General features: G+C 46.8%; 23 protein-coding genes and 3 pseudogenes. 8 read left to right on the forward strand and 18 right to left on the reverse strand.

Annotation, left to right across the window (positions count from 1 at the left end):
• A complete protein-coding gene (locus ATN88_RS18475) occupies positions 1-1176 on the reverse strand; it encodes a hypothetical protein (RefSeq protein WP_232313389.1) in 1176 nt (391 codons plus the stop codon).
• Between the two features lie 245 nt (positions 1177-1421).
• On the opposite strand from ATN88_RS18475, the gene cobB reads away from it, so the two are divergent.
• Entirely contained in the window at positions 1422-2147 is a 726-nt protein-coding gene (gene cobB, locus ATN88_RS18480) for a Sir2 family NAD+-dependent deacetylase (protein WP_332308930.1), read from the forward strand.
• A 72-nt stretch (positions 2148-2219) separates the two neighbouring features.
• Here cobB and ATN88_RS18485 read toward each other — a convergent pair whose 3' ends face one another.
• The 4 genes from ATN88_RS18485 to potA form a co-directional block, all read right to left on the reverse strand.
• Positions 2220-3263: an extracellular solute-binding protein gene (locus tag ATN88_RS18485; protein WP_067419111.1), complete on the reverse strand. Its 1044-nt coding sequence runs from the start codon at positions 3261-3263 to the stop codon at positions 2220-2222.
• Between the two features lie 117 nt (positions 3264-3380).
• Positions 3381-4151 (reverse strand): spermidine/putrescine ABC transporter permease PotC, encoded by a 771-nt coding sequence (gene potC, locus ATN88_RS18490; protein WP_067419112.1) that lies wholly within the window; start codon positions 4149-4151, stop codon positions 3381-3383.
• A complete protein-coding gene (potB, locus tag ATN88_RS18495; RefSeq protein ID WP_198158419.1) occupies positions 4148-5005 on the reverse strand; it encodes a spermidine/putrescine ABC transporter permease PotB in 858 nt (285 codons plus the stop codon). The genes potC and potB overlap by 4 nt, the downstream gene beginning before the upstream one ends.
• Positions 4989-6086, reverse strand: coding sequence for a spermidine/putrescine ABC transporter ATP-binding protein PotA (potA, locus tag ATN88_RS18500; protein WP_408607722.1), 1098 nt, complete (start codon positions 6084-6086; stop codon positions 4989-4991). Before potA ends, potB begins: the two co-directional genes overlap by 17 nt.
• 487 nt (positions 6087-6573) lie before the next feature.
• On the opposite strand from potA, the gene ATN88_RS18505 reads away from it, so the two are divergent.
• The 4 genes from ATN88_RS18505 to ttcA all read left to right on the forward strand — a co-directional run bounded on the left by ATN88_RS18505 (position 6574) and on the right by ttcA (position 9744).
• Complete coding sequence (locus ATN88_RS18505) at positions 6574-7254, forward strand: DUF2189 domain-containing protein (RefSeq protein WP_232313390.1); 681 nt, start codon at positions 6574-6576, stop codon at positions 7252-7254.
• Complete coding sequence (locus ATN88_RS18510; RefSeq protein WP_067419117.1) at positions 7255-8031, forward strand: glucosaminidase domain-containing protein; 777 nt, start codon at positions 7255-7257, stop codon at positions 8029-8031.
• Positions 8028-8672, forward strand: coding sequence for a DUF2987 domain-containing protein (locus tag ATN88_RS18515; protein ID WP_067419119.1), 645 nt, complete (start codon positions 8028-8030; stop codon positions 8670-8672). The genes ATN88_RS18510 and ATN88_RS18515 overlap by 4 nt, the downstream gene beginning before the upstream one ends.
• A gap of 178 nt (positions 8673-8850) precedes the next feature.
• Positions 8851-9744, forward strand: coding sequence for a tRNA 2-thiocytidine(32) synthetase TtcA (gene ttcA / locus ATN88_RS18520; RefSeq protein WP_067419121.1), 894 nt, complete (start codon positions 8851-8853; stop codon positions 9742-9744).
• Positions 9745-9840: 96 nt separating this feature from the next.
• Here ttcA and uspE read toward each other — a convergent pair.
• From uspE to ccoN, 10 genes and pseudogenes are all read right to left on the reverse strand, one after another.
• Positions 9841-10789: pseudogene (gene uspE, locus ATN88_RS18525) on the reverse strand (universal stress protein UspE).
• Between the two features lie 143 nt (positions 10790-10932).
• Complete coding sequence (locus ATN88_RS18530) at positions 10933-11679, reverse strand: FNR family transcription factor (protein ID WP_067419123.1); 747 nt, start codon at positions 11677-11679, stop codon at positions 10933-10935.
• A 63-nt stretch (positions 11680-11742) separates the two neighbouring features.
• Positions 11743-12417 (reverse strand): sulfite exporter TauE/SafE family protein, encoded by a 675-nt coding sequence (locus tag ATN88_RS18535; RefSeq protein ID WP_067419303.1) that lies wholly within the window; start codon positions 12415-12417, stop codon positions 11743-11745.
• 3 nt (positions 12418-12420) lie between these two features.
• A complete protein-coding gene (gene ccoS, locus ATN88_RS18540) occupies positions 12421-12606 on the reverse strand; it encodes a cbb3-type cytochrome oxidase assembly protein CcoS (protein ID WP_067419151.1) in 186 nt (61 codons plus the stop codon).
• Positions 12606-15002 carry a heavy metal translocating P-type ATPase gene (locus tag ATN88_RS18545; protein WP_067419153.1) on the reverse strand — a complete coding sequence of 799 codons (2397 nt, stop codon included), beginning with the start codon at positions 15000-15002 and terminating at the stop codon, positions 12606-12608. Before ATN88_RS18545 ends, ccoS begins: the two co-directional genes overlap by 1 nt.
• Positions 14999-15490 carry a FixH family protein gene (locus tag ATN88_RS18550; protein WP_067419155.1) on the reverse strand — a complete coding sequence of 164 codons (492 nt, stop codon included), beginning with the start codon at positions 15488-15490 and terminating at the stop codon, positions 14999-15001. The genes ATN88_RS18545 and ATN88_RS18550 overlap by 4 nt, the downstream gene beginning before the upstream one ends.
• Positions 15491-15564: 74 nt before the next feature.
• Positions 15565-16539: a cytochrome-c oxidase, cbb3-type subunit III gene (gene ccoP, locus ATN88_RS18555; protein ID WP_067419157.1), complete on the reverse strand. Its 975-nt coding sequence runs from the start codon at positions 16537-16539 to the stop codon at positions 15565-15567.
• Positions 16536-16709, reverse strand: a complete 174-nt coding sequence (locus ATN88_RS18560; RefSeq protein WP_067419159.1) for a CcoQ/FixQ family Cbb3-type cytochrome c oxidase assembly chaperone — start codon at positions 16707-16709, stop codon at positions 16536-16538. The genes ccoP and ATN88_RS18560 overlap by 4 nt, the downstream gene beginning before the upstream one ends.
• Positions 16710-16718: 9 nt before the next feature.
• Entirely contained in the window at positions 16719-17336 is a 618-nt protein-coding gene (gene ccoO, locus ATN88_RS18565) for a cytochrome-c oxidase, cbb3-type subunit II (protein WP_067419165.1), read from the reverse strand.
• 5 nt (positions 17337-17341) lie between these two features.
• A complete protein-coding gene (ccoN, locus tag ATN88_RS18570; RefSeq protein WP_067419167.1) occupies positions 17342-18769 on the reverse strand; it encodes a cytochrome-c oxidase, cbb3-type subunit I in 1428 nt (475 codons plus the stop codon).
• A gap of 273 nt (positions 18770-19042) precedes the next feature.
• Here ccoN and ATN88_RS18575 point away from each other — a divergent pair, with 273 nt between their 5' ends.
• The gene (locus ATN88_RS18575; protein ID WP_067419168.1) at positions 19043-19453 is read left to right on the forward strand and encodes a hypothetical protein; all 411 of its coding nucleotides are present in this window, start codon (positions 19043-19045) and stop codon (positions 19451-19453) included.
• 121 nt (positions 19454-19574) lie between these two features.
• On the opposite strand, the gene ATN88_RS18580 is transcribed toward ATN88_RS18575, so the two are convergent.
• A complete protein-coding gene (locus ATN88_RS18580) occupies positions 19575-20186 on the reverse strand; it encodes a hypothetical protein (protein ID WP_083539528.1) in 612 nt (203 codons plus the stop codon).
• 154 nt (positions 20187-20340) lie between these two features.
• Between ATN88_RS18580 and ATN88_RS29000 the strand changes: the two are divergent.
• Positions 20341-21532, forward strand: a pseudogene (locus ATN88_RS29000) (FIST signal transduction protein).
• A pseudogene (locus ATN88_RS18590) lies at positions 21529-23618 on the forward strand (ATP-binding protein). Before ATN88_RS29000 ends, ATN88_RS18590 begins: the two co-directional pseudogenes overlap by 4 nt.
• Positions 23619-23648: 30 nt before the next feature.
• Here the strand turns inward: ATN88_RS18590 and ATN88_RS18595 are convergent.
• Positions 23649-24539, reverse strand: coding sequence for a LysR family transcriptional regulator (locus ATN88_RS18595; RefSeq protein WP_067419170.1), 891 nt, complete (start codon positions 24537-24539; stop codon positions 23649-23651).
• A 72-nt stretch (positions 24540-24611) separates the two neighbouring features.
• The gene (locus tag ATN88_RS18600) at positions 24612-26990 is read right to left on the reverse strand and encodes a nitric oxide reductase activation protein NorD (RefSeq protein ID WP_232313391.1); all 2379 of its coding nucleotides are present in this window, start codon (positions 26988-26990) and stop codon (positions 24612-24614) included.
• Between the last annotated feature and the right edge of the window lie 4 nt (positions 26991-26994).

Raw genomic sequence — 26994 nt, forward strand, 5'->3', positions numbered from 1 at the left:
TCAGAACACAAAGCTCAGGCTAATCGAGTAGGTATCAATGTAATCAGGCGCAGCTGCACTTAGGCCTTGTATGGTCTGCAGCCAGCCCCCAATTTGATCGTTCTTCAACCATGTACGTTCTACTTGTCCTTTTAATGCCATTTGCGGCGTTATATCAATGCGTAAACCGAATCCAAGCGTTTCTTGGTCGATAAACCGCGCGTTAACGTTGCTGTTAATCAGTTGATAGGCTTCGGCGACCTGTGAAATAGAAAGCCCAAACGTAGAAGGGGCAGCTACCTCGTATAGGTCATCGACAGTTTTCGCTTTGGATGCGAACCCATAATAGGTGGTGTTGTTTACGGTGCGTCCCAAACTAAAATACCCAGCGGCCAAGTCTGGGAAGAAAGGCCAATCAGCGTCGGTATAGCTCAGTTCAGCTTGGGCGTTCCATAGACCCGATTCGTAGTGTCCACCCACGGTGTAATAGGAAACGCGTGTATCTTGGAACATGAAATCGGAAGAAAATGAGGTTGATTCCGGCCACACAGCGGCAATGGTCGGATTGCTATCGATGTTTGCGGTCAGGGTTTGAGCGGGTTCACCATCTTTTACTTTTGTCGTTGCCGCAACGGCGGAAAATAACCAATCTTCAAGAGAGTACGTGAACTTTGCGCCAATCATAGGTGACAGTGTCACCTCATAAGATTCAAATATCGTTTCAATCGTAACGTCTGAGGTGCCGCCAAATAATGTCGCTTCGAAAATACCCTCGCCAAGTTGGGTGTTGTAAGTGATGTCTCCGCCATCCACATAAGTAATTGGGATGGAGGAATAGAAATCCGTGATGGGTTTGGTCCAAAGATAGGCAAAGCCGACATCACGATATTCAGAGAGCATGTAGATAGGGGTGGCTATTCGTCCAACTCGGAATGTCAGGTTGGGGTTCGCTTTGTATCTAACAAATGCCCAAGTGATGGTTTTATTGAGGTCGTTATCGAGCCTGTCTTGTAAAACACCTTGAACGACCGCATCAAATTGATCAGAGATGTCCGCATTTAGCTGCAAACCCAGTGATGAGCCGGGTTTTAAACTCCATTCGTCGTACAGAGCTTCTTTAGTGAGGTCGTATTTGAAACCGAGGTTTTCTGTGCCGGATTTAATGAGGCTGACGTTACCGAAACCGCTGACGCGCAAGTTATCGCTCGCGATCGCACTATTGCACGCGAGGAGGGCAACACAAACTGGTCCAAGCAAGCGAGTTTGTCGTGGCAGTGGCATCATTCGGTATCAAAATCGGTACGTTTATTAAATATAAGACATTTTTCGAATTTCACTGGGTAAATCGCATTACTTAATCGAATTCGACTATGGTCTAGCCCGCTTGGCCTGTCATGGACTATCCATCAATGTTATAAAGGTTATTAAATTAACGAGATAGGATGCTCTACATGCAATTTCCCCACAAAAATATCGTGATTCTGACCGGTGCTGGTATTTCTGCGGAATCTGGGATTCGGACATTTCGCGCACAAGATGGATTGTGGGAGGAGCACCATATCGAAGATGTCGCGACACCAGAGGGCTTCGCGAGAAACCCAGCGTTGGTTCAAACCTTCTATAACGCGCGTCGCAGACAACTACAGTCAGGCGTTGCACCAAATGCTGCTCATGAAGCGTTAGCGAGGCTTGAAAAAGAGCTAGACGGTACGGTGACCATCGTTACTCAGAACATTGATGACCTGCATGAGCGTGCGGGCAGCGAGAACATCATCCACATGCATGGTGAATTGCTTAAAGCGCGATGCAGTGGCTCTAATCAAGTGTTGGATTGGAAAGACGACATCATGGTCGATGACATGTGTCACTGCTGCCAAATACCTTCGGCTATGCGTCCTCATGTCGTATGGTTTGGCGAGATGCCTATTGCGATGGATAAGATCCACGACGCGCTAATGGAAGCAGATTTGTTCATTTCAATCGGCACGTCAGGTGCGGTCTATCCTGCTGCTGGCTTCGTTCATGAAGCATCGATTGGCGGCGCAAGAACGATAGAAGTGAACCTAGAGCCTAGCGCGGTGGAAAGCGAGTTTGATGAAAAACGCTACGGCAAAGCGACAGTACTCGTGCCGGAGTTAGTTGAAGAGTTATTGAACATGGGCAAATAACCCTAAACCAAGAGACAAAAAAAGCGGCTTATCAGCCGCTTTTTCTTTTCGCATTGAATAACCGAAATTCGATTATTGACCTGCTTTCAATTTCTGGAAGTATTCTTCGTAAAGCACGTTTGCTTTGCCAACAGAACCTTGCCACTCGCCACTTTCCATCACGTCTTGTGGTGGGTATACGCTTGGATCGTCTTTAAACGATTTAGGTAGCAGTGGGTAAGCCGCTTTAACTGGAGTCGGGTAGCCAATTTCGATAGCCAACTTCGCAGCGTTTTCTGGACGCAGCAGGAAGTCGATCATCTTGTGCGCAGCATCGACATTTTTCGCTGTTGCAGGAATTGCCAAGCTATCCATCCAGAAGATCGCGCCTTCTTTCGGCCAAACGATGTCTACTGGCGCACCTTCGCTACGTGCGATGTACGCAGAGCCGTTCCACAGCATACCTAGCGCAACTTCGCCAGCCATGTATGGGTTAGCAGGGAAGTCTGAGTTGAATACCAGCACGTTCGGCATGATTTTCTTCAGTTCTTCGTAAGCAGCTTTGATTTCTTCTGGGTTTTGCGTGTTTGCAGAGTAGCCCAGCTTGCGCAGTGCGATATGGAAGAATTCGCGTGCGTCATCCATCATCAGCAGTTGGCCTTCGTACTCAGGGTTCCACAGGTCAGCCCATGAATGTACGCTGGATTTCTCGATGATGTCAGTGTTAACACCGATACCCGTTGCACCCCAAATGTACGGTACAGAGTATTCGTTGTTTGGATCGAAAGGCTTGTTCAGCTGGTTTGGATCAAGACCGTCGAAGTTAGACAGTTTGCTCTTGTCGATTTTTTGCAGCATGCCTTCGTCACGCATCTTCTGAACGTAGTACGTTGAAGGTACAACCAGATCATAACCTTCTGGATGAGTCTTCAGTTTTGCGTACATGCTTTCGTTAGATTCGTACGTAGAGTAGATAACTTTGATGCCAGTTTCTTCAGTAAACTCTTCAAGTACTTCGGTAGGGATGTACTCAGACCAGTTATAGAAGTAAAGCTCGTTATCAGCAGCCAGTGCTGTGTTTGAGAGAAGAGAGACGGCCAGAGAACTGCCCAGCACAAACTTAGACCAGGGTTTCATCGACAACTCCTGCAGTTTTATATTGGTATTGATAGGTTAGGATAACGGCTGCACAACGCCAGCCGTGACTGAAAAATGCGAAATTGCAAAAGGGCAGGCTAAGCCTGCCCTTTGTGCTTATCGCACCTTATCGCGTGCTAGTAGTTGAGAGCAAATGACTAGTACGAGAGAAACGATCAGCATTAACGTTGCCAGCGCGTTGACTTCTGGAGATACGCCAACCTTAACCATTGAGTAAATCTTCAGTGGTAAGATTTCGTAGCTCGGGCCTGTTACGAATGAACTCACGATAACGTCGTCCAGTGACAGGGTGAAGCTCAACAACCAGCCAGCAGCTACTGCTGGTGCCGCAAGAGGCAGAATGATTTTGGTTAGGATAACCCACTCACTTGCTGCCAAATCTTTCGCTGCTTCAAGCATACGCAGATCGAAGCCATTCAAGCGGCTGTAAACAGTTACAACCACAAATGGAAGACAGAAAGTGATGTGAGATAGCAGCAGGGTCAAGAAACCAAGCTGAGCACCCAACAGTACAAACAGTGCCAGAAGCGAAATCGCCATGACGATGTCTGGAGACATCATTACAACAAACAGCATACCGTTAACAAAGTTTTTGCCACGGAAGCGGTAACGATACAGCGCAACCGCTGTCAGGCTACCAATGATTGCTGCAGCAGTTGCAGAAAACACTGCAATGGTCAGCGAGTTTCCAGCTGCTTGTACCAAGCTGTCATTATTCAGCAGTTGGGTATACCACTTGGTGGTAAAACCCTTCCAATCCATACCGAACTTACTTTCGTTAAACGAGTTAACGATAAGAATGATGATAGGGATGTATAAGAACGCATAAACCAGCGACATAAAGCCGGTTTTGAAGAAACGACTCATTCCAGCTCTACCTTCTTGTTCATTAGCTTGCCAACACGCCAGTAGGCGAGCAGCATCAGACCCATCAAGACAGTCAACGAAATACTTGCAGCTGAACCAAACGGCCAGTCACGAACGTTGAGGATCTGACTCTTGATGACGTTACCAATCAACAGGTTCTTCGCGCCACCCAGCAGGTCAGACACGTAGAACATGCCCAGAGCTGGAAGCAGAACCAGAAGACAGCCCGCAATAATGCCTGGCATTGTCAAAGGCAGAATAACCTTGATGAATGCCTGCAATTTGCTTGCGCCCAAATCTTTTGCTGCTTCAAGGTAGCTGTTATCCAGCTTCTCAATGCTTGAGTACAGCGGCAGAATCATAAACGGCAGCAGGATGTAAACCAGACCAATCATTACGGCATATTCGGTGTACATAATACGCAGTGGCTTGTCGATCAAACCCAGCGTTAGCAGACCTTCGTTAAGCAGGCCGCGTGTACCCAAAAAGATTTTTAGGCCGTAAGTACGGATCAGGGAGTTGGTCCAAAACGGAACAATCACCATGAACAGCATGATTGGACGCCATTTCTGCGGCATACGCGCGATGAAATAGGCGAACGGGTAACCGATCATTAAACACAAAAGTGTCGCGATGGCAGCCATATAGAAGGAGTGCCAAACAACTTTTGCGTAAAGAGGATCCATCAACTTGGCATAGTTGCTCAAGGTGAAGGTCATCTCGATCAGGTTTGCATCGTCGCGGGTCAGGAAGCTGGTGATGATAATCATCGAGTTCGGAATGAACACGAACAGTAGCAACCAACCTACGATAACACCGATAATGGCGTTCTGGAGATTAATCTTCTTCATCAGGCAGTACCACTTCCCAGCTTTCAACCCAGGTAATTGCAACTTTCTGATCCAGTGAGTGGTCAACATCAGGATCGTCTTCGTTGAAGAACTCGCTAACCATCACTGACATACCTGATTCCAGTTCAAGAACTGAATCCAGCGTCATGCCTTTGTAGTTACGTTCACGAACGTAGCCAACGATACCGTTGCCTGATTCCGTTGCGCCGATTTCTTCGATACGCAAATCTTCAGGACGCAGCAGCACTTTCACTTTGTCGCCAGCAGAAACGTCCAGTTTACAGTAAACCTGACATTCACGGCCTTCAACAGTCGCAGTGATACGTTCTTCGTCGATACGTGCAATTACATGTGCGTCAAACACGTTGATCTCACCGATAAAGCGAGCAACAAACAGGTTTGCTGGCTCTTCGTAGATCTCACGTGGCGTACCATCTTGAACAACCTTACCGGCTTTCATAACGATGATACGGTCTGACATTGAAAGGGCTTCTTCTTGATCGTGAGTAACGAAAATGAAGGTGATACCCAGCTTACGTTGAAGCTGCTTAAGCTCGATTTGCATCTGCTTACGCAGTTTGTAGTCCAACGCAGAAAGCGATTCATCAAGCAGCAGTACTTTTGGCTTGTTAACAACTGCACGTGCGATAGCAACACGCTGTTGTTGGCCGCCTGAAAGCTGATGAGGTTTGCGAGGTGCAAATTTCTCGAGTTGAACCATGCGCAGTGCTTCCATTACACGCGGTTCGATTTCACTTTCGGCTACTTTCTGCATACGCAGACCGAAAGCTACGTTTTCGAACACAGTCATGTGCGGGAAAAGTGCATAGCTCTGAAAGACGGTATTGACGTGGCGTTGTTCCGCGGGGATAGCGGTTACGTCTTGCTCGTCAAGGATAATTTGGCCATCGTCTGCATCTTCAAGACCGGCAATCAAACGAAGAACTGTGGTCTTGCCACAACCTGACGGACCGAGGATTGTCAAAAACTCGCCATTGTTAATCTCGAGATCAAAAGAAGAAATGATCTCCTTGCCATCAAAACTCTTACAAAGCCCTTTAAGCTGAACAATGGGTTTTTTCATTGGTTGTGTTGCGTTCAATTCTACTCTCTCTCCTTACACCACGGGCGATTAGCTAGTAAAAATTCCCCTAAAAAGTAGACGGCGCATGATAGACGTGCGAACCATGAAGTTAAAGCGTTTTTTTTGATTTAACAGTAAAACTTTGCCCAAAAAATCCATCGCCACAGAGATGTGTAGAAACATCGACCAAATCGGCGTGTTGTGAACCACATCTCGAAATGCAGCAAGTAAGCGTCGCTTAGTATAGCTCCAATCGTGTCTGGCTAAAAATACATCAGCGTGAGACGCGTTTAAAAAAAATCACCTATAACTTTATAAGTGGGGAACTTTCTTAGGCTAAAGACAAAAGTTACTTTGCTATGAATAAACAACAATTGAGCAACGCACTTCATGTTGGTGGCACCTTAGAAAATGCACTTTCAGGTAAGTACAATCTCAGTGCTTCCAGTGTGGTTCAGGAAGCCGTTAAGCTGACACAGAAACACTTTTGGCGTTTTTTGCCCGCTACGATTGTTTTGGCTGGAGCAAATCTCGCGATATTCCTTGTCGTTTTGTCGTTCATGATCGAATCACCAGGCAGGTGGTGTCGGGTTTCATCGGGCAAACACAGATGACGCCGGACATGTTAGCCGCGGGGAGAATCGCCCTGTTCGCCGCAACTGTCTTGAGTGCACCTCTTTACGCAGGTGCGAGTTTGATGGGGTTAAGCCATGCCATTGGCTTTAGAACCAAACCTCGTCACATCATCAAAGGGCTGGCTTATGCGATGGCGGTCACTCTGGCAATGGGCTTTATCTCTGCGTTACAGAGTTTTGGTAACCAGATACTGCCGTTGTTAGGTATTTTCCTTGGTATTGCCTTCTCTATGACAATCCTTCTTATCTGTGAGAAAAGGCTTCGACCTGTTGAGGCGATGATCGTTTCTTTTAGGGCGATCACAAAAAAAATGATACCATTGACGCTTGTTTACATCGTCATCGCTGTGCTTTTTCTCTTTTCTTATGCCACAGCCGGTATAGCCCTCGTCTGGGCGTTGCCCTTCATGTTCAATGTCAAAGGCGTGTTATATCGCGAGATGTTCGGTGTTGGTATAGAAGTGACCGTGTCACAAGAAGGGGATGATGATTCTTCTTCTGGAGACGGTAATAAAGAGGTTTTCAACGCTTAAATGAAGCTTTCCTTTGCTGTTTTGGCTTCGGCTCTATTACTTTCTGCCTGTAGCGAGGCACCACACACCCCAGTTACCACAGTAAACCAACTCCAACCGGCTTCACCGCCACCAGAAATGGTGCAGAAGCCGGATTTCGCGTCATATAAAATCGTGACCGAAAAGAAGCAAGCGTTTGCTGATTATCTAAAACCGGGCGTTAATTACATTAATGGCCTGATTGAAAATGCGCGTACTCGACTCATTTCTCTGTCGTCAACTACCACGTTGACAGAGAGTGACAATGAGTTCTTAGCGAAAGTGGCTGAGCTGTTTAATTTGCCGATCCCAGAAGCTGGCGTCGACAAAGCGTGGTATGCAGAAGCTCTCAAACGTGTAGACGTAATCCCAATGGATTTGGTCCTCAGCCAAGCGGCGATTGAATCTGGGTGGGGTACATCACGCTTTGCTCGCGAAGGTAATAACTACTTCGGGCAGTGGTGTTACACTGAGGGCTGCGGCATGGTGCCAAGTGCACGTAGCCCAGGCAAATTTCACGAAGTCGCCGTTTATAAAGACCCACTCCAATCGATTCGCGCCTATTTCTTGAATGTGAACCGCAACAGAGCCTACTCAGAGTTGAGAGACATTCGTGCTGATCTTAGAAAAGAGCACGAGCCTGTCACCGGCACAGCATTGGCGAATGGATTGTTGAGTTATTCCGAACGTGGTCAGGCTTATGTGAACGAAGTTCAAGGCATGATAAGCCACAACCAGCAGTATTGGAGCCAAGGATGATCAAAGGACTTACGGCTGCCATCATGGCAGCTGTAATTTCAGTACCTGTCGCCGCCGCGCAGGTCGAACTCAGATATAGCAGTCTATTTAGCCAACTCAAACATAACCATGGTGAAAACCATCCTGATGTGAAAATTGGCTATTTTCTCGTTTCCCCGGAAACAGGCAAGGTGTGCGAAATTACAAAAGCGTGGATGGTGAAAAAAGAACACTACGAAGCGTTTTCGATTCCACCATCGCAAGAGTTGCCACTTCCCATTGATAAGCATCTTCGCCAAGTCAATCCTGACGTCTTCATTGAAACAGCAGGGGACGAAACCTGTAACGTTTCATACCAAGTGATGGCGAAAGAGTCATTCAATGACGAAATCAGTGCTAACGATATTCAAAAACTCGTCCCACAAATGACTGAGATGATGCAAGACCTTGGTGGCATGTTTGCTTCATGGTTTATGCCGGAAGTAGAAGGTGTGATGGTGCATTTCGCTGAGCCAGTGTCAGCTCTCTCAACGTCTTCCGGTCGCGAGATTGCAGTAAAAGGTAATGTCGCGGTGATTAAGCTCGATGAGCTTAAAGACGGAGAGAAAGTCGCTTTCGCTCAGTCTCCGCTAAAAGTGACGCCTTGGATCCCGCAAAGCTAACGCCGCTATACCCAGCCTCAGCGTGAGATTTTCTGCTGGGGCTACACTTCTCCTACAGTTCTAAATTGCAAAGTACGTGGATTTTTCATCTAGGCATTTCAACGCTTGTAAAAGATACGTATAATCGCCCGCCTGTTAAATTCCACGGTCGGCTTGGTCGACAACTTGAGAACAACAAATGAATCAGAAAGATACAAGAAAAGAGACACTTGAATTCAACAAACTCCAAAAGCGTTTGAGGAGAAATGTTGGTAGTGCTATCGCTGACTACAATATGATCGAAGAAAATGATGTCGTCATGGCGTGTATCAGTGGTGGTAAAGATTCATTTGCTATGCTTGATATCTTGCTGAATCTACAGGCCGCTGCTCCGATTAAATTCGACGTGGTTGCAGTAAACTTGGACCAAAAACAGCCAGGCTTCCCAGAGCATATTTTGCCTGAGTACTTCGAAAGCCTGAACATTCCTTACTACATCGTGGATAAAGACACGTACTCAGTAGTAAAAGAGAAAATTCCAGAAGGCAAAACGACCTGTGGTCTGTGTTCACGTCTGCGCCGCGGTACGCTTTACTCATTTGCTGAGAAAATTGGTGCAACCAAGCTAGCATTGGGTCACCACATGGACGATATCGTTGAGACCATGTTCTTGAACATGTTCCACGGTTCACGCTTGAAAGCGATGCCACCTAAGCTTCGTTCAGATGATGGCCGTAACGTGGTTATTCGTCCGCTTACTTACTGCCGTGAAAAAGATCTGATCAAATACGCAGAGCACAAAGCGTTCCCGATCATTCCTTGTAACCTGTGTGGTTCGCAAGAGAACCTGCAGCGTCAGTCGATCAAAGCAATGCTGATCGAGTGGGACAAAAAGACGCCTGGTCGCGTAGAAAGCATTTTCAAATCCATTCAGAACGTCAGCCCAAGTCAGCTTGCAGACCGTGAACTGTTTGACTTTGTGAACCTTCCGCTAGATCGCGAAGGTGACCGTGGCGAATACGAATTCAGTGAAGCGACGGTGTCTTCGTCAAATATCGATGAGTCGCTGTTCATTGACGTTACTAACGTATAAATCGATATACGAATACTGAAATAAGAAAGGGGAACAACGCGTTGTTCCCCTTTTGCTTTCTGTCGCACCGACATGTGTCACTACGTTTCGGTTCTATCAGCCCAAGCTAACGTTTGGTGCCAAAGGACTGACGTAACCATCCGGTTTTATGGCTAAAACATCACAGTCTAATTGGTCTATGGTGTGTTCCGCCGTGTTTCCGATGAAGATGCAGAGAGGCCAATTCGACCCGTTGTTCCCAATATCACCAGTTCTACATCCAACTCTTTTGCTACAGCAGGAATGACGTCCTCGGGTAACCCTTCCTGACAGTGGGTTTGTGCTTCATCAATGCCATGTTTTTGTCGCAGAGCTTTCATTTGTAGCAAGTGATGACCACGAACGCATCTGTGTAAGATGCTGGGTCAAACTCAGGCAACTCAATGGTGACATTGACGGGTGTAGCAGGGTAGGCGTTGACGAGATTGACTTCTGCTTCCAGCAATTTACTCATTGCGTTCGCTTCATCAATCAATTTGTCGTTAAGAGGTTCGTGAGCCTCGTTCTCTGACGCAACGTTTACGGCAGCAAGAACTTTGCCGTTTACTGGCCAGCCATGTTCTTTTACGAGTAGTACCGGACATGGACATTTACGGAGTAAGTGCCAGTCGGTAGGCGTGAAAATGACGGAGCCGAGTTTGTCGTGCTTGTGTGTTGCCTTCACTAACAGATCGTGTTCGCCATCAAAGACCTGCGCAATCATGCTCTCATAGGGGCGATTATGCCAAACGACGTGATTTTCAATCGTCACGTCAGAAGTGTCGTGTTGTTCGAGAAGGGATGTCACCCATTCCTCGCGCTGACGCAATACGCCGGCTCTCATGGCCTGACGTTCTTCAGCCGAAAGCATGGATGTCATTTCGTAGGAAAAATCATAGATAGCGAGAAATAGCGTCAATTTAACAGGCGCAGACGACTTCTTCGCAATGTCCAGAGCGCGCGATAGTGCGGGTTGTTCTTCGTGGTCGGGATCGATAGCGACAAGCAAGTTGGTATATCTGTTCATAACAACCTCCAGCTGTGTGATGCCGATACTTTAATGTAACGCAATCTCAACCAAAGTTGCGATAAATTCAGATAATTATAAGTTAAAAAAGAGAAATGGCACCAAAAGTGCCATTTCAATAAGTTGCTGATTGTAACGAACGATTAGCAGCGAGTGATGCCAGCCAAACGACTCAGTTCATCGTGATCAAGGATGGTAATGTACTTACCTTTTACACTCAGCATGCCGCTTTTCTGGAATCGACCCAGAAGACGGCTAATGGTTTCAACAGTCAGGCCAAGGTAGTTACCGATGTCACCACGAGTCATGGTCAAACGGAATTCTTTTGCAGAGAAACCACGTTGAGAGAAGCGGGTAGAAAGGCTGTGCAGGAAAGCAGCCAGACGCTCTTCAGCGTTTTTCTTGGAAAGCAGCAGAATCATTTCTTGGTCGCCTTTGATTTCGCTACTCATCAATCGCATGATTTGTTGGCGAAGCTTAGGCATTTTACCTGAGAGGTCATCAAGAATTTCGAAAGGAATTTCGCACACCATAGAAGTCTCTAAGGCTTGAGCAAAACTTGGGTGAGACATGTGGTTGATGGCGTCGAAACCTACCAAATCACCCGCTAAGTGGAACGCTGTAATTTGTTCGTCACCTTGCTCGGTTATGGTGTAGCTCTTGATGGTGCCAGAACGGATAGCATAGAGAGAGCGCAGTTGATCACCTGCTTGGAATAGCGGCTGTCCTTTCTGAATTGGCTTTTTGCGTTCAATGATTTGGTCAAGCTGATTGAGCTCAGTTTCGCTTAACGTAAAAGGAATGCAAAGCTGACTGATACTACAGTCTTGGCAATGAATTGCACACCCGCCAGATTGAACACGTTTGGTAATGATTTTTTCTTGAATCATGAGCCTGCTTAGCCAAATTGATTTGAGTCAAGATTTTACCATTTCTACGTGTAAAAGCGAGTCTTAGTGAAACTGATTGTACACATTGTAAGCGGTAATTAATCCGTACATTAGAAGTATCAATGATGAGAATCTTCTAAATATCAGATTGTTAAGCAGCCCCTTCATATATTCAGCCGCACTCCCGACAAGAATCATGGCAGGTAGAGTTCCTAATCCAAATGCGAGCATTATCAATAAACCGTGTGTGGCATTTCCTGCCACCGCGGCCCAACTCAGTGCTGAATAGACCAATCCGCAGGGTAACCAACCCCACACCATGCCAAAAGGCAGTGCAGAAATAGCATGTTTCAGAGGTAACAGCTTGGATGCTAGGGGAGAGATATGTTTCCAGATGTGTTGGCCCAACTTCTCAATATGTGAAAGGCCATTCCAGAAACGTCCAATATAAAGTGCAAGTAAAATGAGCATGATAGCAGCGACGAGGCGCAGCCAAAGTAGCCCTTGCGTAAAGGATGTTACGCCGACAATGCCTGAGATCACGCCACCCGCGATCGCACCAATTAAGCCATAAGAAAGGAGCCGGCCAGCGTTGTAGTAAAGAAGGTAGGGAAGTTTGCTCTTATTTTGCGGTGTGCCAATGGTGACTGCGGCAGCAACACCGCCGCACATACCAAGACAATGACCAGCACCGAGTAAACCTACCATGAAGGCAGCAATAAAGTCGGAAACTGGCATCAATTACTTTTCCTGTTGCTCGCTAGATTGAGAGCGAGAAGGTGACTTTTCATCCTCATCTAACAGAATGTTAATGCCTTGGCGCTCAAGGTCTTCAAACTGTTCAGATTTAACCGCCCAAATAAACACACCAACAGCCACACAAACCAGCAAAATGGCAATGGGGATGAGAATGTACAAACTTTCCATTAGTCGGCATCCTTAAGCTTATCGAGCAAGTCATTTCTGAAAAGACGCAGTGAGTTCGTCACGACAATCACAGAGCTTCCAGACATGCCGGCGACCGCAATATAAGGCGCAACAAAACCTGCGACTGCCAGAGGCAAAATCACTAGGTTGTATCCTAAAGCCCAAGCAAGATTCTGACGAATGATTTTTTGGGTGAAAGCGGCGAGTTTTCGAGCATCCAGCAATTTTGTTAGATCGTCACCTAATAACACCATGTCAGCAGAGGACTTCGCGACATCTGTTCCGCTTCCCATCGCAACAGACAGGTGCGCGCCCGCAAGTACCGGCGCATCATTCACGCCATCACCAATCATCATGGTGATTTGATCATTTGGCAGAGACTGAAGGTATGCCAGTTTCCCTTGCGGGGAAACATCAGCGACGATTTCATCGATGCCAAGATCGTTAGCCACTGACGCTGCCGCCTGAGCATTGTCTCCCGTCAGCATGGTGACGCGAATTCCTGCTTGATGGAATTGTTCAATGAGTGCCTTGCTGCTAGGTCGAACCGGATCTATCAAGCCAAAAGAAGCGATAGGCTGACGATGACAAGACAACCAAATTTGATGCGTGCTTTCATTTGCGAAAGCGGAATCTTGCAGAGCAAAAGACGGTTTTCCGATACGCCATTCTTTCTCGTTGAAGGTGCCTTTTAAGCCTTCACCGATGACGTTTTCTACGTGTGCTATCCCGTCAATAGCGTCATGTTGCTTGAAGGCTTCTGCGATAGGATGGTTTGCATAACCTTCCAAAGCGGCAGCGATTGATAGTGCTTCGCTTTCAGTCACGTCACCGTACGTTGAGGTCTCAGCGATCGAAATGTTTCCTTCCGTCAGCGTACCTGTTTTGTCGATAACGACTCTGTTTATCTTGGTCAGTGTTTCGAAAACATGACCGCGGCGTAGCAAAATACCGAGCTTACCAAACGCGGACGTAGAGCAGGTGAGTGCGGTTGGCGTTGCTAACGATAGCGCACAAGGGCAGGTTGCAACCAAGACGGAAAGCATAATCCAGAAGGCATCATCTGGACGGTGACCTTGCCAATACCACCATGTGCACGCAGAGATAACCAGAATCGCAGCGACAAAGTAGCGTGCGACGATATCGGCGATTTCTGCCACTCTCGGTTTGGCAAGTTGCGCTTCGTCTTGAAGCTGGACGATATGGGCGATCAGTGAGTCTTTTTTCTCTGCTGTGACTTCTACATCAATGTTGCCATCAATGTTCATGGTGCCTGCGAAAACAGCATCGCCAACATTGCGAGACTCAGGCAGTGACTCGCCAGTAAGCATGGCTTCATTCACGGTCGTTACGCCATCAACGATAACGCCGTCAGCAGGGAAGGGTTCACCGGGCAAGACGCGAACAACATGGCCCACTCTGAGTGACTTAGCCGGTATCTGTTCACCGGATTGCAATAGCGCAAGCTTTGGAACGAGCTTTAGAAGGTTTGCACTGGCTGCGGCGGCTGTTCGGCGGGCACGCATTTCGAGAAATCTTCCGATTAAAAGGAAGAAGGTGAACATGGCGATCGATTCGAAAAAGACTTCACCTTTTTCAGTCACCGTCGCATACAAACTTGCGAAGTAGGCAAAAAGGAGTGCAATGGAAACAGGCACATCCATACCTAACGTTCGTGCTTTCAGATTTCGCCATGCATTGATGTAAAACGGCATGCCTGAGTAGAGAAGTACTGGCGTTGCGAAGATAAGGCTGACCCAGCGGAAGTAGTTCCTGAAGGATTCATCCATGTCGCCAAACACTTCGAAGTACATAGCAACAGCAAGCATCATCACTTGCATGGTTGCGAGGCCCGCAATACCTAAACGATAGAGGTATTGCTTCATTGTTTGGTGATACTGCGCTTCTTGGTTGTCGGCTTCAAATGGGGCGGCTTTGTAGCCCAATGCGTGAATCTTACTCAGCAATTCACTCAACTTGGCTTTTGATGGGTCCCAACGGAGCGTCGCGCGGTGCGTCGTGGTGTTAACTTGAATACGTGCAACACCCTCATGAGAGCCAAGTTGCTTTTCAATTAACCATGCACACGCTGCGCAAGATACTCCGTCTACTGAAAGTACAACTTCATCAATGCCATTTTCGTGTCGTACAAACTCTTCTTGTACGTCTTGGTTATCGTAAAGGCTGAGAGATTGAAGTTCTTCCGGGATAAGGCTGGCTTTTTCTGCTGGCGCGGTGCGGTATTCGTAATAAGAAGTGAGTCCACTTGCCACGATAGTACTGGCAACGGCTTGGCAGCCTGGACAACACATGATTTGTTTAACGCCGAGGATCTCGACTTGATAGGAGTCGCCGGTTAAGACCGGCTCTCCGCAGTGGTAACAGTCTTTCGTCATTCCTTGCTCGAACCATACAACTTAATTGGATCAGATGAAGGGAAGTTTGCGCGTCCGTTGAGTGCCCAAGTTCCATCAAATGCATTGAGTTCAATATACCATGGGCCTTGAAGCGGTTCGGTGAGCGCGATTCGATAATTGCCTGATGCATCGGCATTTACCATTTTTTCGATGTCTTTGTCCGCCAGCGTGCGGTGCTGGAACGTGACACGGAGAGTCGGGAACTGAGTGAGTTCACCTTTGTCTAGAGAGAAAGTCGCTTTCTCTTGATCGGCAGACAGAAACGCAGAGATATTGAGCTCATCCGCCTTACGCAAACGAGTCAGATCCTGATTGATGCCTTTCCCTTGTTTGTAATAGTCCTCGGCAACGAGTGACACTTGGTTCTTACTGAACAATGAAAAAGTGAAAAGGCTGGCAACGACAACCGTGCCGGGGAGGGCAATCAGGAACCAAGGCCAAAACTGCTTATACCAAGGCTTAATCATATCGCTTTCCTGTTTTACAACGTTCTTGGGTAAAAAAGCCCCTGCAAGCAGGGGCTTTAAAGTACTGCTAATAATTATTGTCGGTTGTCAGCGTTGCTAACGTCCCAAACATACGCAGAAAGAAGCTGGATTTTGTCTTCGTCCAGAATGTTTTCCCACGCTGGCATGACACCTTGGCGTCCGTAGCGAATGGTTTCTTCAACCGCTTTGCGCGAACCACCAAACAGCCATACATTATCAGTCAGATCAGGTGCGCCGAATGCTGGGTTACCTTTACCGTCTGTACCGTGACAAGCTGCACACACAACGAAGCGAGCTTTACCTTTTGCTGCTTCTTGCGCATCTACTTTACGTCCTGAGAGGCTAAGTGTATAAGCTGCAACTTCTTTAACGCCGTCCGGCCCCATTGCATCTAACCATGCTGGCATATTACCGATTCGGCCGTGCAGAATCGTTGCTTTGATGGTTTGTGGCTCACCGCCATACAACCAAGCTTTGTCAGTTAGGTTAGGGAAGCCAGCTTGTCCACGTGCATCTGAGCCATGGCACTGGGCACAGTTTTGAATGAACAAGCGTTGACCCACTTTGATTGCTTCTGGGTTCTTCGCAATCTCAGGAATGTCTTGTAGCTCGTCAGTACCTGGTTTGTAAGCAAGCTTACGGTACGTTTCCCCAAAAATGGCGTTCGCAGTGGTCAATTCACGTGCATATTGGTCGATGCCGCTGCTGTCTGCGAGCAACTGACGGGACTCTTCGAGGTTGCTAACGTCTTGAGCAGAGCTCTGCCAGTTAAACAATCCTTTGAAGTTACCTAAACCTGGGTACAGCGCGAAGTAAACTATGCCGAACACCAAGGTTGCCCAAAACATGTAAGACCACCACTTTGGAAGTGGATTATTCAGCTCACGAATACCATCGTATTCGTGGCCCATATCTTCACCTTCAGCAATACCGTCTAGGTCTTTGCTACACCAAATAATCAGCGCGGCACACCCGGCGATAGTACCGAGGGTAATGACAGTGATAAATAGACTCCAAAATGTCGTCATTTGTTATCTTCTCCTGTCTTTTTAGGGCTTTCTTCCTCATCGGCGAAGATAAGGTTTGCGGCTTCGTCGAAATCCTTTTTACGACGGCTGCTGTATGCCCAAAGTACAATCCCTACAAATGCCAAAAAGAGAACAAGTGTCCAGATACTATGGAATGATGCGATTTCCATAATGACCCCTTATTTCATTGCGTGGCCGAGAGATTGAAGGTAAGCAATGATTGCATCCATTTCTGTTTTGCCTTCCACATCCGATTTCGCGTTAGCAATTTGCTCTTCGGTGTAAGGAACGCCAAACATGTCGCGGAAAACAGTCAGCTTCTCTTGCGTGTGTTCGCCAGTCAGAACATTTTCTGCCAACCAAGGGAAGCCAGGCATGTTTGACTCAGGAACCACAGCGCGAGGATCAATCAGGTGAACGCGGTGCCACTCGTCAGAGTAACGACCACCAACACGTGCCAGATCCGGACCTGTACGCTTAGAACCCCATAGGAATGGGTGTTCCCAAACACTTTCACCCGCTACAGAGTAGTGGCCGTAGCGTTCGGTCTCAGCACGGAAAGGACGAATCATTTGGCTGTGACAAACGTTACAACCTTCGCGGATGTATATGTCACGGCCTTCCATTTCCAATGCTGTGTAAGGGCGCAGGTTATCGACAGGCTCAGTCGTTTGTTTTTGGAACAGAAGCGGGGTGATCTCTACCAGCGCACCAAAGCTGATTGCAATGATGGTAAGGATGGCAAAGAGACCAACGTTCTTTTCTACTATTTCGTGACGGCTAGACTCATTCGTCAGTCTCCTTATGCTGGTTGCTCGACGGCTTTCAGGCTGGCTTTTGGTGCCGTGATGGTTTTGTACGTGTTGTACGCCATCAAGAACATGCCAGACAGGAAGATAGCTCCGCCAACGAAACGAACGAAGTAGAACGGATAAGACGCTTCCAAGGACTCTACAAAGCTGTACGTCAGTGTGCCGTCAGTGTTAACTGCACGCCACATCAGACCTTGCATCACACCTGAAATCCACATCGCTACGATGTACAGAACCGTACCCACGGTTGCCAGCCAGAAGTGAACGTTGATCAGGCTGAGAGAGTACATGCGCTCTTGACCAAACAGCTTTGGTACCAAGTGATAAACGGCACCGATAGAAACCATCGCAACCCAACCCAGAGCACCTGAGTGAACGTGGCCGATTGTCCAGTCGGTATAGTGAGACAGTGCGTTAACTGTCTTGATTGCCATCATCGGGCCTTCAAACGTTGACATGCCGTAGAACGACAGAGAAACGATCAGGAAGCGAAGAATTGGGTCATAGCGCAGTTTGTGCCAAGCACCTGATAGCGTCATGATACCGTTGATCATGCCACCCCAAGACGGTGCAAACAGAATCACCGACATAACCATGCCCAAGGACTGTGTCCAGTCAGGTAGCGCGGTGTAGTGAAGGTGGTGTGGACCTGCCCAGATGTAAAGAGATACAAGAGCCCAAAAGTGAACAATGGACAGGCGGTAGGAGTAAACCGGACGACCTGCTTGCTTAGGCACGAAGTAATACATCATCCCCAAGAAACCCGCAGTCAAAAGGAAGCCTACAGCGTTGTGACCATACCACCATTGGATCATCGCATCGATTGCACCGGAGTAAATCGAGTATGACTTAAGACCTGATACAGGAATTGCCATGCTGTTTACGATATGCAAAACGGCAACGGTAAGGATAAAGGCACCGAAGAACCAGTTTGCTACGTAGATATGGGAGGTTTTTCGTTTGATCATGGTTCCGAAGAACACGACGGCATAAGATACCCACACGACGGCAATGGCGATATCGATTGGCCACTCCAACTCAGCGTACTCTTTACCACTGGTGTAACCCAGAGGCAAAGTGATCGCCGCAGACAGGATAATTGCTTGCCATCCCCAGAAGGTAAATTCAGCTAGCTTGCCTCCAAACAGACGAACCTGACAGGTACGTTGCACAACATAGTAAGATGTTGCGAACAGCGCACTGGTACCGAATGCAAAGATTACTGCGTTTGTATGCAGCGGTCTCAAACGGCTATATGTCAGGTAAGGAACGTCGAAGTTTAGCGCAGGCCATACCAACTGAGCGGCAATTAGAACACCAACACCCATGCCCACAATGCCCCACAAAATTGTTACTAGGGTAAATTGACGGACAACGCGGTAGTTGTATTCCAGTTCAAGCTGCTTTTCTTGGCTCATATTGCATGCTTCCACTTTTTGATTACTACACTCACGTATACAAGGTGACCCAATGGTCACAATGCCACCCAGAAGCAATGCAATGCGAATAGTGCTTGAATTATGTCCACTTAATGCATTCCATTGCTATTTTGTTGTAAAAGTGGCATTTTCCACAAAGATGATACTGCACTTAGTCAGTTAAATACAGGGTTATGCCCACAGTTGGTTTACTCTTGGGTAACATTTCTATTAAAACTTTGAGCTCTGTAACACGGGAATAGCATAAATTTTATGGCTGCAGAAAAATTAACCACAGCAAGGCTTGTTCAAATACTGGTTGTTTTGGCCGTTTTGATCACCGCATTCACATGGCGCACCTTGGATTATTCTCCAGAATCCAAAGAGTTAAGCTGCGTACTCAAAGACCAATCGTGTAGTGTATCTATCAAGGATGATACAGTAGTCATATCTGTTATTAAACAAGAAGATACACTGAAGCGCGTAGAAGTGGTTTCAAACGTTAAACCACAGTCTGTTACCGCCTTGGAAGGGAAGAACAAAATTGTTCTCGCGGATATTTCGTCGGAGGCTGACTCTGCAAATACGAAATATATTTATGGCGTGAATAATACGGACGCCGTTCTAATAAACGGAAAGTTAAATTTGATCATTGATCAGGATCAAGTTGAAATTAACTTTTAACCGCAAATTAATATTTGTGCGAAATATGATAACAATTGGACTCTTTCTGATAATTTGGCGATGAAGTGTCCAATTTTTTAACTAAGCAGCGTGAAGGCTGCTTTTTTATTGGCTTACAGTTTTAAACGTTTCCAAAATAGAACGCTTGGCTATGAAGGCAGTGTGATGTTGTGGACGTGAGATAGTGGATAAGTTCTGACGTATCTGCTGCTAAATTTCCACAATCTTCACTTGAGTATACAGCGGAATCAGACACGAAGACGTGATTGATTCTCAGCGTGCTGTCTGCATTTTTGACGTCGTGGGAACGTTGGCAAAGCGAAAGGTGCAGTGACTTTAGATTGTCAGCTTCTGAATCCTTCTCAGGAAAGACGACATAAGTGAGCGTCAGAGGGGACTCAGCGTCGGTGATTGGGGAGCCAATTTCAGCGAGAAGGGATTGGTAATATTCCTCACTTAATAAGACAGATTGGCTGAACGGCACCATGACAACGATACCATGTACCTTTGAAATACAACGCTCTGACCAGAGAAATTCAGTCGCAATTTCCTTAGCACTAAGCGACTGACAATGACGAAATCGCACTCTTGGCTCTTCGGCTGCGAGGGCATATCCGGCTTGCTCATCATCACCCAAAAATACCACGGTATTTCCACGTGCCGCTAATCGTTTGCTTAAAGATTGGCCGAGTGACTGCTTCGCATTTATAACGATATAGAGTTTGCTTTCCATCGCACTAATAAAGATTCCTGTCAGATTCGACTATTCTATCGACTATTGTTCGAATTTTCAGTGATTAAACGTAAAGAATAGTGTCTAGGGCTGGAGTTATCAGAACTTAGGGCGTTATTATTACTTCATTAAACAAAGCAACAAAACCGACTCTATGAGAATAGCCACATCTTCGTCTATCAATGACGACGCAGTTCAAGCAGTGAAGGACGTGTCAACAGACATTCTTCGCTCATTCGCCACGCCTGATTTGGTGCTAGCGTACTATACAGAAACGCAGGATGTCGCAACGCTCAAGTCGGAGTTAAAAGCGGCGTTCCCTTCTGCACAAATTTTAGGTTGCTCATCTTGTCAGGGAACAATGACGGATAAAGGTTACCTGAGCGGGCACAACCTATCTGTACTGGCAATCAAAGATACGCACGGGGCTTATGGTTCTGCCGCGATTCAGTTGAATCCGAATATTGATGTCCACACGCAAGCACAAGAAGTGCTTCAGGTAGCACTTCGAAATAGTGGACGTCCTGGCGAACTCCCTGCTTTGATTACGCTCCATACTACACCGGGTCATGAAGAAACGGTGCTTCGGGCGATTCGTCACGAGCTTGGTGTCAACATTCCCATCATTGGTGGTACGGCGGCAGATAACACCGTCGTGGGTAACTGGTCGTTGTTTGACAACGAAACAATCACCGACAATGGCATCTCAATGGCGGTGTTCTTCCCGACAGCACGTGTCAGCTATGCATTCCATAGTGGCTATGCTGCAACAGGGAAAAGTGCCGTTGCGACACGCGTCAACGGTCGTGTACTTACTGAATTAGATGGCCAACCAGCAGCACTGGTTTATGCGACTGGTATCGCGAAGAGACGGGGCTTACCATCAATAATGAAGCTCTCTTTTCCGAATCAACCTTATTCCCTTTAGGTAGGCAGACCGGAGAGATCCACGGTATGCCATACTATACTTTGTCGCACCCGGCGGTTGTTTCTCAAGACAATGGCATTGAGATGTTCTGTAACATCCAAGAGGGTGAGACGTCCACCTTATGTCTGGGACGACAGAGATGTTGGTATCAAGAGCGGGCCGTGTTGTGGACTCCGCGAATGAACACGACAGTCTGAAGCGAGACCCGATTGGTGGCATCGCAATTTATTGCGCAGGTTGCATGCTTCATGTGAAGGACTCTTTGCATGATGTGGCGGCCAACATGAGTTTGTCGATGCATGAAGCACCGTTTATCTGTCCGTTCACGTTCGGTGAGCAAGGTCAGTTCTTGGGTGGTGAAATTGCACACGGCAATCTAATGATTTCCGCAGTTTTATTCCATAAGGATGAACTATGACAGGCGCAGTCTCGGAAAAACTTCAGGAAACGCTGTTTGAACTCAACCGCGTGGAAGAAAGAGAACAGAAATTCCGCGAAGAAAACCGCGCCATTCTGTCGGCAATTTCGGCCATGTCCGGTGCCAGTAACAAGATTGAAGTCTTTAACACACTGCTAAAGGTAATCGAGCGTTACGTCGCGTTTGATAATGCCTTGGTGTTGACGCGTAATAAAGATACTGAAGATACCTATTCGTGCTTGGTATCGACGTCACCGGATGTTGAGCGTTTTTCTTGGTGGGATGGTAATACCTTTTCCCGCTGTGTAGGCGGCCAAACTGTCATCCTTTATGCGCCAGAACGTGTAAACGAGTTCTCGTTATTGTCTGAAGGCGACTTTCAACTTTGCCGTTCAGCTCTGATCACGGGCATGGCGGTCAATGCCAGTGAGTCAATCCTGCTTCTGTTTTCATCTGAGCGTGGTGGATTTGATCCCAAGGCGCAGCAGGTTATTGAACGTTTTCGTCCTTTGATTGAACGCACCATTATCGATATCGATTATCGCGAGAGATTGCAGTGTCTGGTTTCTGTCAAAACACAAGAGTTAACGGCAAGTCGTCAGCGTTTCCGAGACTTTGCAAAGACAGCGGGGGACTGGTTCTGGGAAATCAATAACAACCTTCAGTTCACTTACTTGTCTTCACCTTCAAACGAGTCGTATACCGCTGAACCTCAAACCATCATGCGCAACTCAATCGCCAGCCTGAAGTAAAACACAAACTGCTTGATTTGATCCGAATGGAAAAACCTTTCTCCGAAGTGGAGTGGATGGTTTCCCAGCATGGAAAAGAGCAGTGGATCAGCTTGTCCGGTCGTCCTTACTATGACAACCGAGGTCAGTGTTTGGGTTTCCGCGGTACAGCGAAAGACATCACTGCGCGTAAACAACGTTTACAAGAACTGCAACTCGCTCGTAGGCAGGCGGAATCCGCAAATGCGGCGAAATCTCAATTCCTGGCGATGATGAGTCATGAGATTCGAACACCATTGAATGCAGTAATGGGTCTTCTAGACGCGCTGGAAGAATCTGCACTCGACAGTGAGCAAATCACTTGGGTCAAGCAGATGGATAAATCTGCTCAACTGCTACTTACTATCATTAACGATGTTCTTGATTTATCTCGTATTGAATCAGAACGCTTTTCTTTGCATCCAGAAAATGTCGATCCGCGTGACAGTGTCACTACTGTGTTTAGCCAGCTACAAGATGCCTGTGATACGAAAGGGATAGCATTAGAGTCGTTAATCGATGCCTCGGTACCGGAAACTATTTTCCAAGATGGGAATCGATTTGCACAGATCTTGCTGAACTTGGTAGGTAACGCCGTTAAGTTTACTGATGAAGGTGGCGTCAAAGTATCCATGCATTCTGAAAATGACCGACTCATGTTGTCGGTCAAAGACACGGGTATTGGTATTTCGGCAGATCGAAAAACGGCAATCTTCCAACCATTTATTCAGGCCGACGGCAGCATTACCCGCAAATACGGTGGAACCGGGCTCGGCCTGTCTATCTGTAAAAAGCTCGTGGCAATGATGAACGGAAGTATCGAATTTGAGAGTGAACCTGGGGTGGGAACCACGTTTAATATAGATATCCCTCTGGTTAAGCCTTCTCAGGTCGAGCAAATGAAAAACGATTCCCTCAAAGAAGAAACAATGGATTCGCTGAACATCCTGGTGGCTGAAGACAGTAAAGCCAATCAGATGGTTGTAAAACTGATGCTAGAAAAAGCGGGTCACCGTGTCGTTGTCGCTAACAACGGCCAAGAAGCCATCGATATTCTGGAAGGCGAGTCCGGTAAGATTGATATGATTCTTATGGACATGTCTATGCCAGTTCTGTGTGGTATTCAAGCGACATTACAATTGCGAGAAAAAGGGTGTGAACTGCCGATCATCGCGCTGACAGCAAACGCCATGAATGAAGACAAAGAAAAATGTCTGGGTGCGGGCATGGATGATTTCATCACTAAACCTATTCGCTCGGTTGTTTTGAAACAGGCATTGCTTCGTAACGTAACACGAACGGAAGCAAATGGTTAAAACCCCATTAAAAGTGATGCTGTAACACTTTTATTCATCACTGTTTCCGAGTACAAACTCTTGAAATGCCTCCGCTATTGGCGAGAGGCGTTTTTCTTTCCGGTGTACTAAATACCAATTTCTTAAGATTGGAAAGTCCTCAACGTCGAGAACACAAAGCCGCTTTGATTCGAGTTCTAGCTCAATGGTGTGCTTAGACACAATTCCCAAACAAAGCCCCGCAGATACCGCTTGTTTTATCGCTTCACTTGCTGTCATTTCAGCGGCGATGTTCAATGCCATTCCCTTATTATGGAAAAACTTCTCGATAGAAAAGCGCGTACCGGATCCTTGTTCTCTGACTACCATGGGTTCTTTCGCGATAGTTTCTAACGGAATCTTCTGCGCCTGACAGAAAGGGTGATTAATCGGTGCAATCGCAACTAACGGGTTCTCCATAAAAATCGTTGCAGACAAATCCAACTCCGCCGGTGGCTTTCCCATAATTGCTAAATCACAGTTATTGAATTTTAAATCCTTGAGCAAGTTTTCTCGGTTTGTCACGTTAAGCCTGATCGTGATGTCTGGGTGCTGTTGAGAAAATGCAGCGAGGAGTTTCGCGGCGAAGTAGTTGGCAGTACTGGCAACTGTGATACTCAGTTTGCCATTCGACAGTGACTTCATGTTTGCGAAGGCATCTTCAGCATCTCGAAGTTGTTGAGAGATACGTTCGCAGTATCCCAACAACTCCTCTCCAGCGGTTGTCAGAAACAAAGATTTGCCCAACTGTTCAAAAAGAGGGAGCCCGATATTATCTTCAAGTTGTTTGATCTGCATTGAGACAGCGGGTTGGGTTAGATGAAGTTCTTCAGCAGCTCTCGTGTAGCTAGAGTGAGTGGCAACGGCTTGGAAAATGTTTAGCTGTCTCAGTGTCAAATGCATAAGGTGTCCTTAACCAAAATCGAGCAACGCAAAAAAGACACCATCTTTTAAGAAAGAGCAAAACGGTTGGCTTCAATGCGCCCCTCTAGTTAGAGAAGCAAATAGTGAGGGCAAGACTTCTGGTAAATGTTCTACACCGTCGAGCACAGAGTAATGTCCTTTACCAAAAACTTGGGATACGTAATCATCTGCGGTCGGGTCGATGGTGAGGCAAAATGGAATAATGCCTTCTGTATTCAGTTCATCTACCGCTTTTTTTGTATCGGCATGAAGGTATTGGGAATCACGCACATCTATGTCAGCGGGTTCGCCATCACTTAACAGCAACAGTAGCTTTTTGCGTTGAGGTTGTTGAGACAAAAATGTTTTTGCATGTCGCAACGCCGATCCCATACGTGTTGATAAACCCGCTTTTAAACCCACTAGTCTTGCTTTGGCCGAATCGTCGTAATCTTCGTAAAAATCTTTGACGCGTTGATATTGAACATCGCTTCTGCCATTGGAAGAAAACCCATGAATCGCAAAGGGGTCGCCAATCTCGTCAACGGCACCAGCCAAAATGGCAGTGGCTTCTTTTGCTATATCGAGCACGGTAAGTTTGTCGTCACGGCCTGACACTTCTTCCATTGTTGATTGCGACAAATCGAGGAGAACAAGCACCGATAAGCTGCGATCTTGGCGGATTAGGCGTTGATCAATGTTCATATCAGGTAAGGAGCCGCGACGAATCTCTTTGATCGCTTCAATGGCAGCATCCAGATCTAAGCTGTCGCCTTCGTACTGTTTTCTCAGCCGAATTAATCCTTTGGGTTGTAGAGCTTCAATCATAGCGCGCAGTTTTCGTTGCAATGTTTTGTGCTTACTCAACAATGAGTCGATGTCTTTGTTAGTTGATTTGGTAACAGACCTTTCAGTAAGCGTTACCCAATTCGGCTTATAACTGTTTGACGTGTAATCCCATTCTGAATAGTAGAAGGGGGCGGAGATTTGGTGACGACCTTCGAGTTCGTTCATACTGACATTCTCCGGATCGCCATCGCGGAAAAATTCTGACTCCAGACGCCATATTTCCTGCGCATCATCGTCGGCAAGTTCACAGTCAATTTCGTTCACCATCTCCATGACATTCACGTGGCGTTGAACTTGTTCCGCCATGGTTAATTGCCACTCGTCAAACGCGTCGGTTCTATCTACCCACAACGACTGATTGTCATCTCGATACGTATATAATTCAGAGAATTGAAGGGTGACGTTGTCACCTAATTTGAATGTGGTTTCGATTTCTTCCGCCAGCCAACAACCCAATGCTTCAGCTTTCTTTCTTTGCTCAGAAGGCAGTTTTTCTTCAATCACTTCTCGAAATTTTGAAAAGCATTGCACGACAATAGGGTTGTCAGTACAGGGTGTTTCAAGTGTCAGTAACGTCTTGGCGAGTTTTTGCAAAAAGCACTCAAACGAGGATGTGACGAGTTTTGATGAAATGAGAGAAAGCCAAAGTGTTTTAAGCCCCGAAAACTCCTGAATGGCGAAATACTCGACTCTTGCGTCTTCGACTAACCCAATACAAAACCGTTGTTGCTCGGAAAAATCATCTCTGGGTCTACGCTGTCCATGTTTGAGTTGCGCCGCGCAATGCGCTGCCATTGCGCGATAAAGTACTTTGGCATCGGTACTTTCAGAGCTATCAAGCGCATCAGGTAGAAAAAGTGTCATACCTTCAATGGTGGCGTTTACAACATCAGTTTCGTCGCTCTCATCGTGGGCGAGTGTAATACGAGGTCGAATAAAAAAGTCTTGATTCCAAATCGCGCGCAGATAGAACTGCAAATGTCGTTGAACATCAACCAGAAGAACACCGGGCCGTTGACGTTGGAAAATGCTTTTGCTTTCCGTCGATGTCAGGGTGAAGTAGGCATTGAGGGCGTTGTTTTCGTGAGCATGTGTTTTTGCTCCAATTAACGCCCAATAGCGAAGCCCGCCAATACTAACGGATGCTAACAATCTATCTGCCCTTAGCAGAAATACATTTAGGCAACGTGGTGCCGTTGTCGCCAACTCTGTAACCAGAGAAAAATACACCAACATGGCATCGTTTGAACGAAGACGGTCTGCAATGGCGGGTAATCCTGAAATGTATTGGATTAAACGCTCTGAACCCAACCACTGAGAGAGTGTGTCGAGGGATTTGTAACACTCTAGCGTGACGCCGTCACTTGTGAATCTGCTCAGGTTTGGCATGGTCTTAGCAAAGGCTTGAATGAGCGTAATATTCTGTTTTTTATAAAATAATGACTTTAAAGATGCAAGGTAATCGTCGAACTCATTTTTGCTCATCAGGACGTAAGCTTCATCAAACCACACGTTGATAGAGGCGAGATCTTTCTCACTCTCAATGTTTTTTTGGAGTGCGGTTTTGAGTTTGTTAACGGCTGAAAACTGTATGGGATTCATCCTA

The organism is Enterovibrio coralii (assembly GCF_001559595.1).
GTDB lineage: Bacteria > Pseudomonadota > Gammaproteobacteria > Enterobacterales > Vibrionaceae > Enterovibrio > Enterovibrio coralii.

What these genes read in the sequence shown, in the direction of transcription:
- ATN88_RS18535 (WP_067419303.1), bottom strand. Translation starts at nt 12,417, where the DNA reads ATGCCAGTTTCCGACTTTATTGCTGCCTTCATGGTAGGTTTACTCGGT.
- ccoS (WP_067419151.1), bottom strand. Translation starts at nt 12,606, where the DNA reads ATGGAAAGTTTGTACATTCTCATCCCCATTGCCATTTTGCTGGTTTGT.
- potA (WP_408607722.1), bottom strand. Translation starts at nt 6,086, where the DNA reads ATGAAAAAACCCATTGTTCAGCTTAAAGGGCTTTGTAAGAGTTTTGAT.
- ATN88_RS18530 (WP_067419123.1), bottom strand. Translation starts at nt 11,679, where the DNA reads ATGATTCAAGAAAAAATCATTACCAAACGTGTTCAATCTGGCGGGTGT.
- ATN88_RS18510 (WP_067419117.1), top strand. Translation starts at nt 7,255, where the DNA reads ATGAAGCTTTCCTTTGCTGTTTTGGCTTCGGCTCTATTACTTTCTGCC.
- ATN88_RS18560 (WP_067419159.1), bottom strand. Translation starts at nt 16,709, where the DNA reads ATGGAAATCGCATCATTCCATAGTATCTGGACACTTGTTCTCTTTTTG.
- ATN88_RS18600 (WP_232313391.1), bottom strand. Translation starts at nt 26,990, where the DNA reads ATGAATCCCATACAGTTTTCAGCCGTTAACAAACTCAAAACCGCACTC.
- ATN88_RS18550 (WP_067419155.1), bottom strand. Translation starts at nt 15,490, where the DNA reads ATGATTAAGCCTTGGTATAAGCAGTTTTGGCCTTGGTTCCTGATTGCC.
- potC (WP_067419112.1), bottom strand. Translation starts at nt 4,151, where the DNA reads ATGAGTCGTTTCTTCAAAACCGGCTTTATGTCGCTGGTTTATGCGTTC.
- ATN88_RS18580 (WP_083539528.1), bottom strand. Translation starts at nt 20,186, where the DNA reads ATGGAAAGCAAACTCTATATCGTTATAAATGCGAAGCAGTCACTCGGC.
- ccoN (WP_067419167.1), bottom strand. Translation starts at nt 18,769, where the DNA reads ATGAGCCAAGAAAAGCAGCTTGAACTGGAATACAACTACCGCGTTGTC.
- ttcA (WP_067419121.1), top strand. Translation starts at nt 8,851, where the DNA reads ATGAATCAGAAAGATACAAGAAAAGAGACACTTGAATTCAACAAACTC.
- ATN88_RS18515 (WP_067419119.1), top strand. Translation starts at nt 8,028, where the DNA reads ATGATCAAAGGACTTACGGCTGCCATCATGGCAGCTGTAATTTCAGTA.
- cobB (WP_332308930.1), top strand. Translation starts at nt 1,422, where the DNA reads ATGCTCTACATGCAATTTCCCCACAAAAATATCGTGATTCTGACCGGT.
- ATN88_RS18485 (WP_067419111.1), bottom strand. Translation starts at nt 3,263, where the DNA reads ATGAAACCCTGGTCTAAGTTTGTGCTGGGCAGTTCTCTGGCCGTCTCT.
- ATN88_RS18595 (WP_067419170.1), bottom strand. Translation starts at nt 24,539, where the DNA reads ATGCATTTGACACTGAGACAGCTAAACATTTTCCAAGCCGTTGCCACT.
- ATN88_RS18575 (WP_067419168.1), top strand. Translation starts at nt 19,043, where the DNA reads ATGGCTGCAGAAAAATTAACCACAGCAAGGCTTGTTCAAATACTGGTT.
- ATN88_RS18545 (WP_067419153.1), bottom strand. Translation starts at nt 15,002, where the DNA reads ATGACGAAAGACTGTTACCACTGCGGAGAGCCGGTCTTAACCGGCGAC.
- ccoP (WP_067419157.1), bottom strand. Translation starts at nt 16,539, where the DNA reads ATGACGACATTTTGGAGTCTATTTATCACTGTCATTACCCTCGGTACT.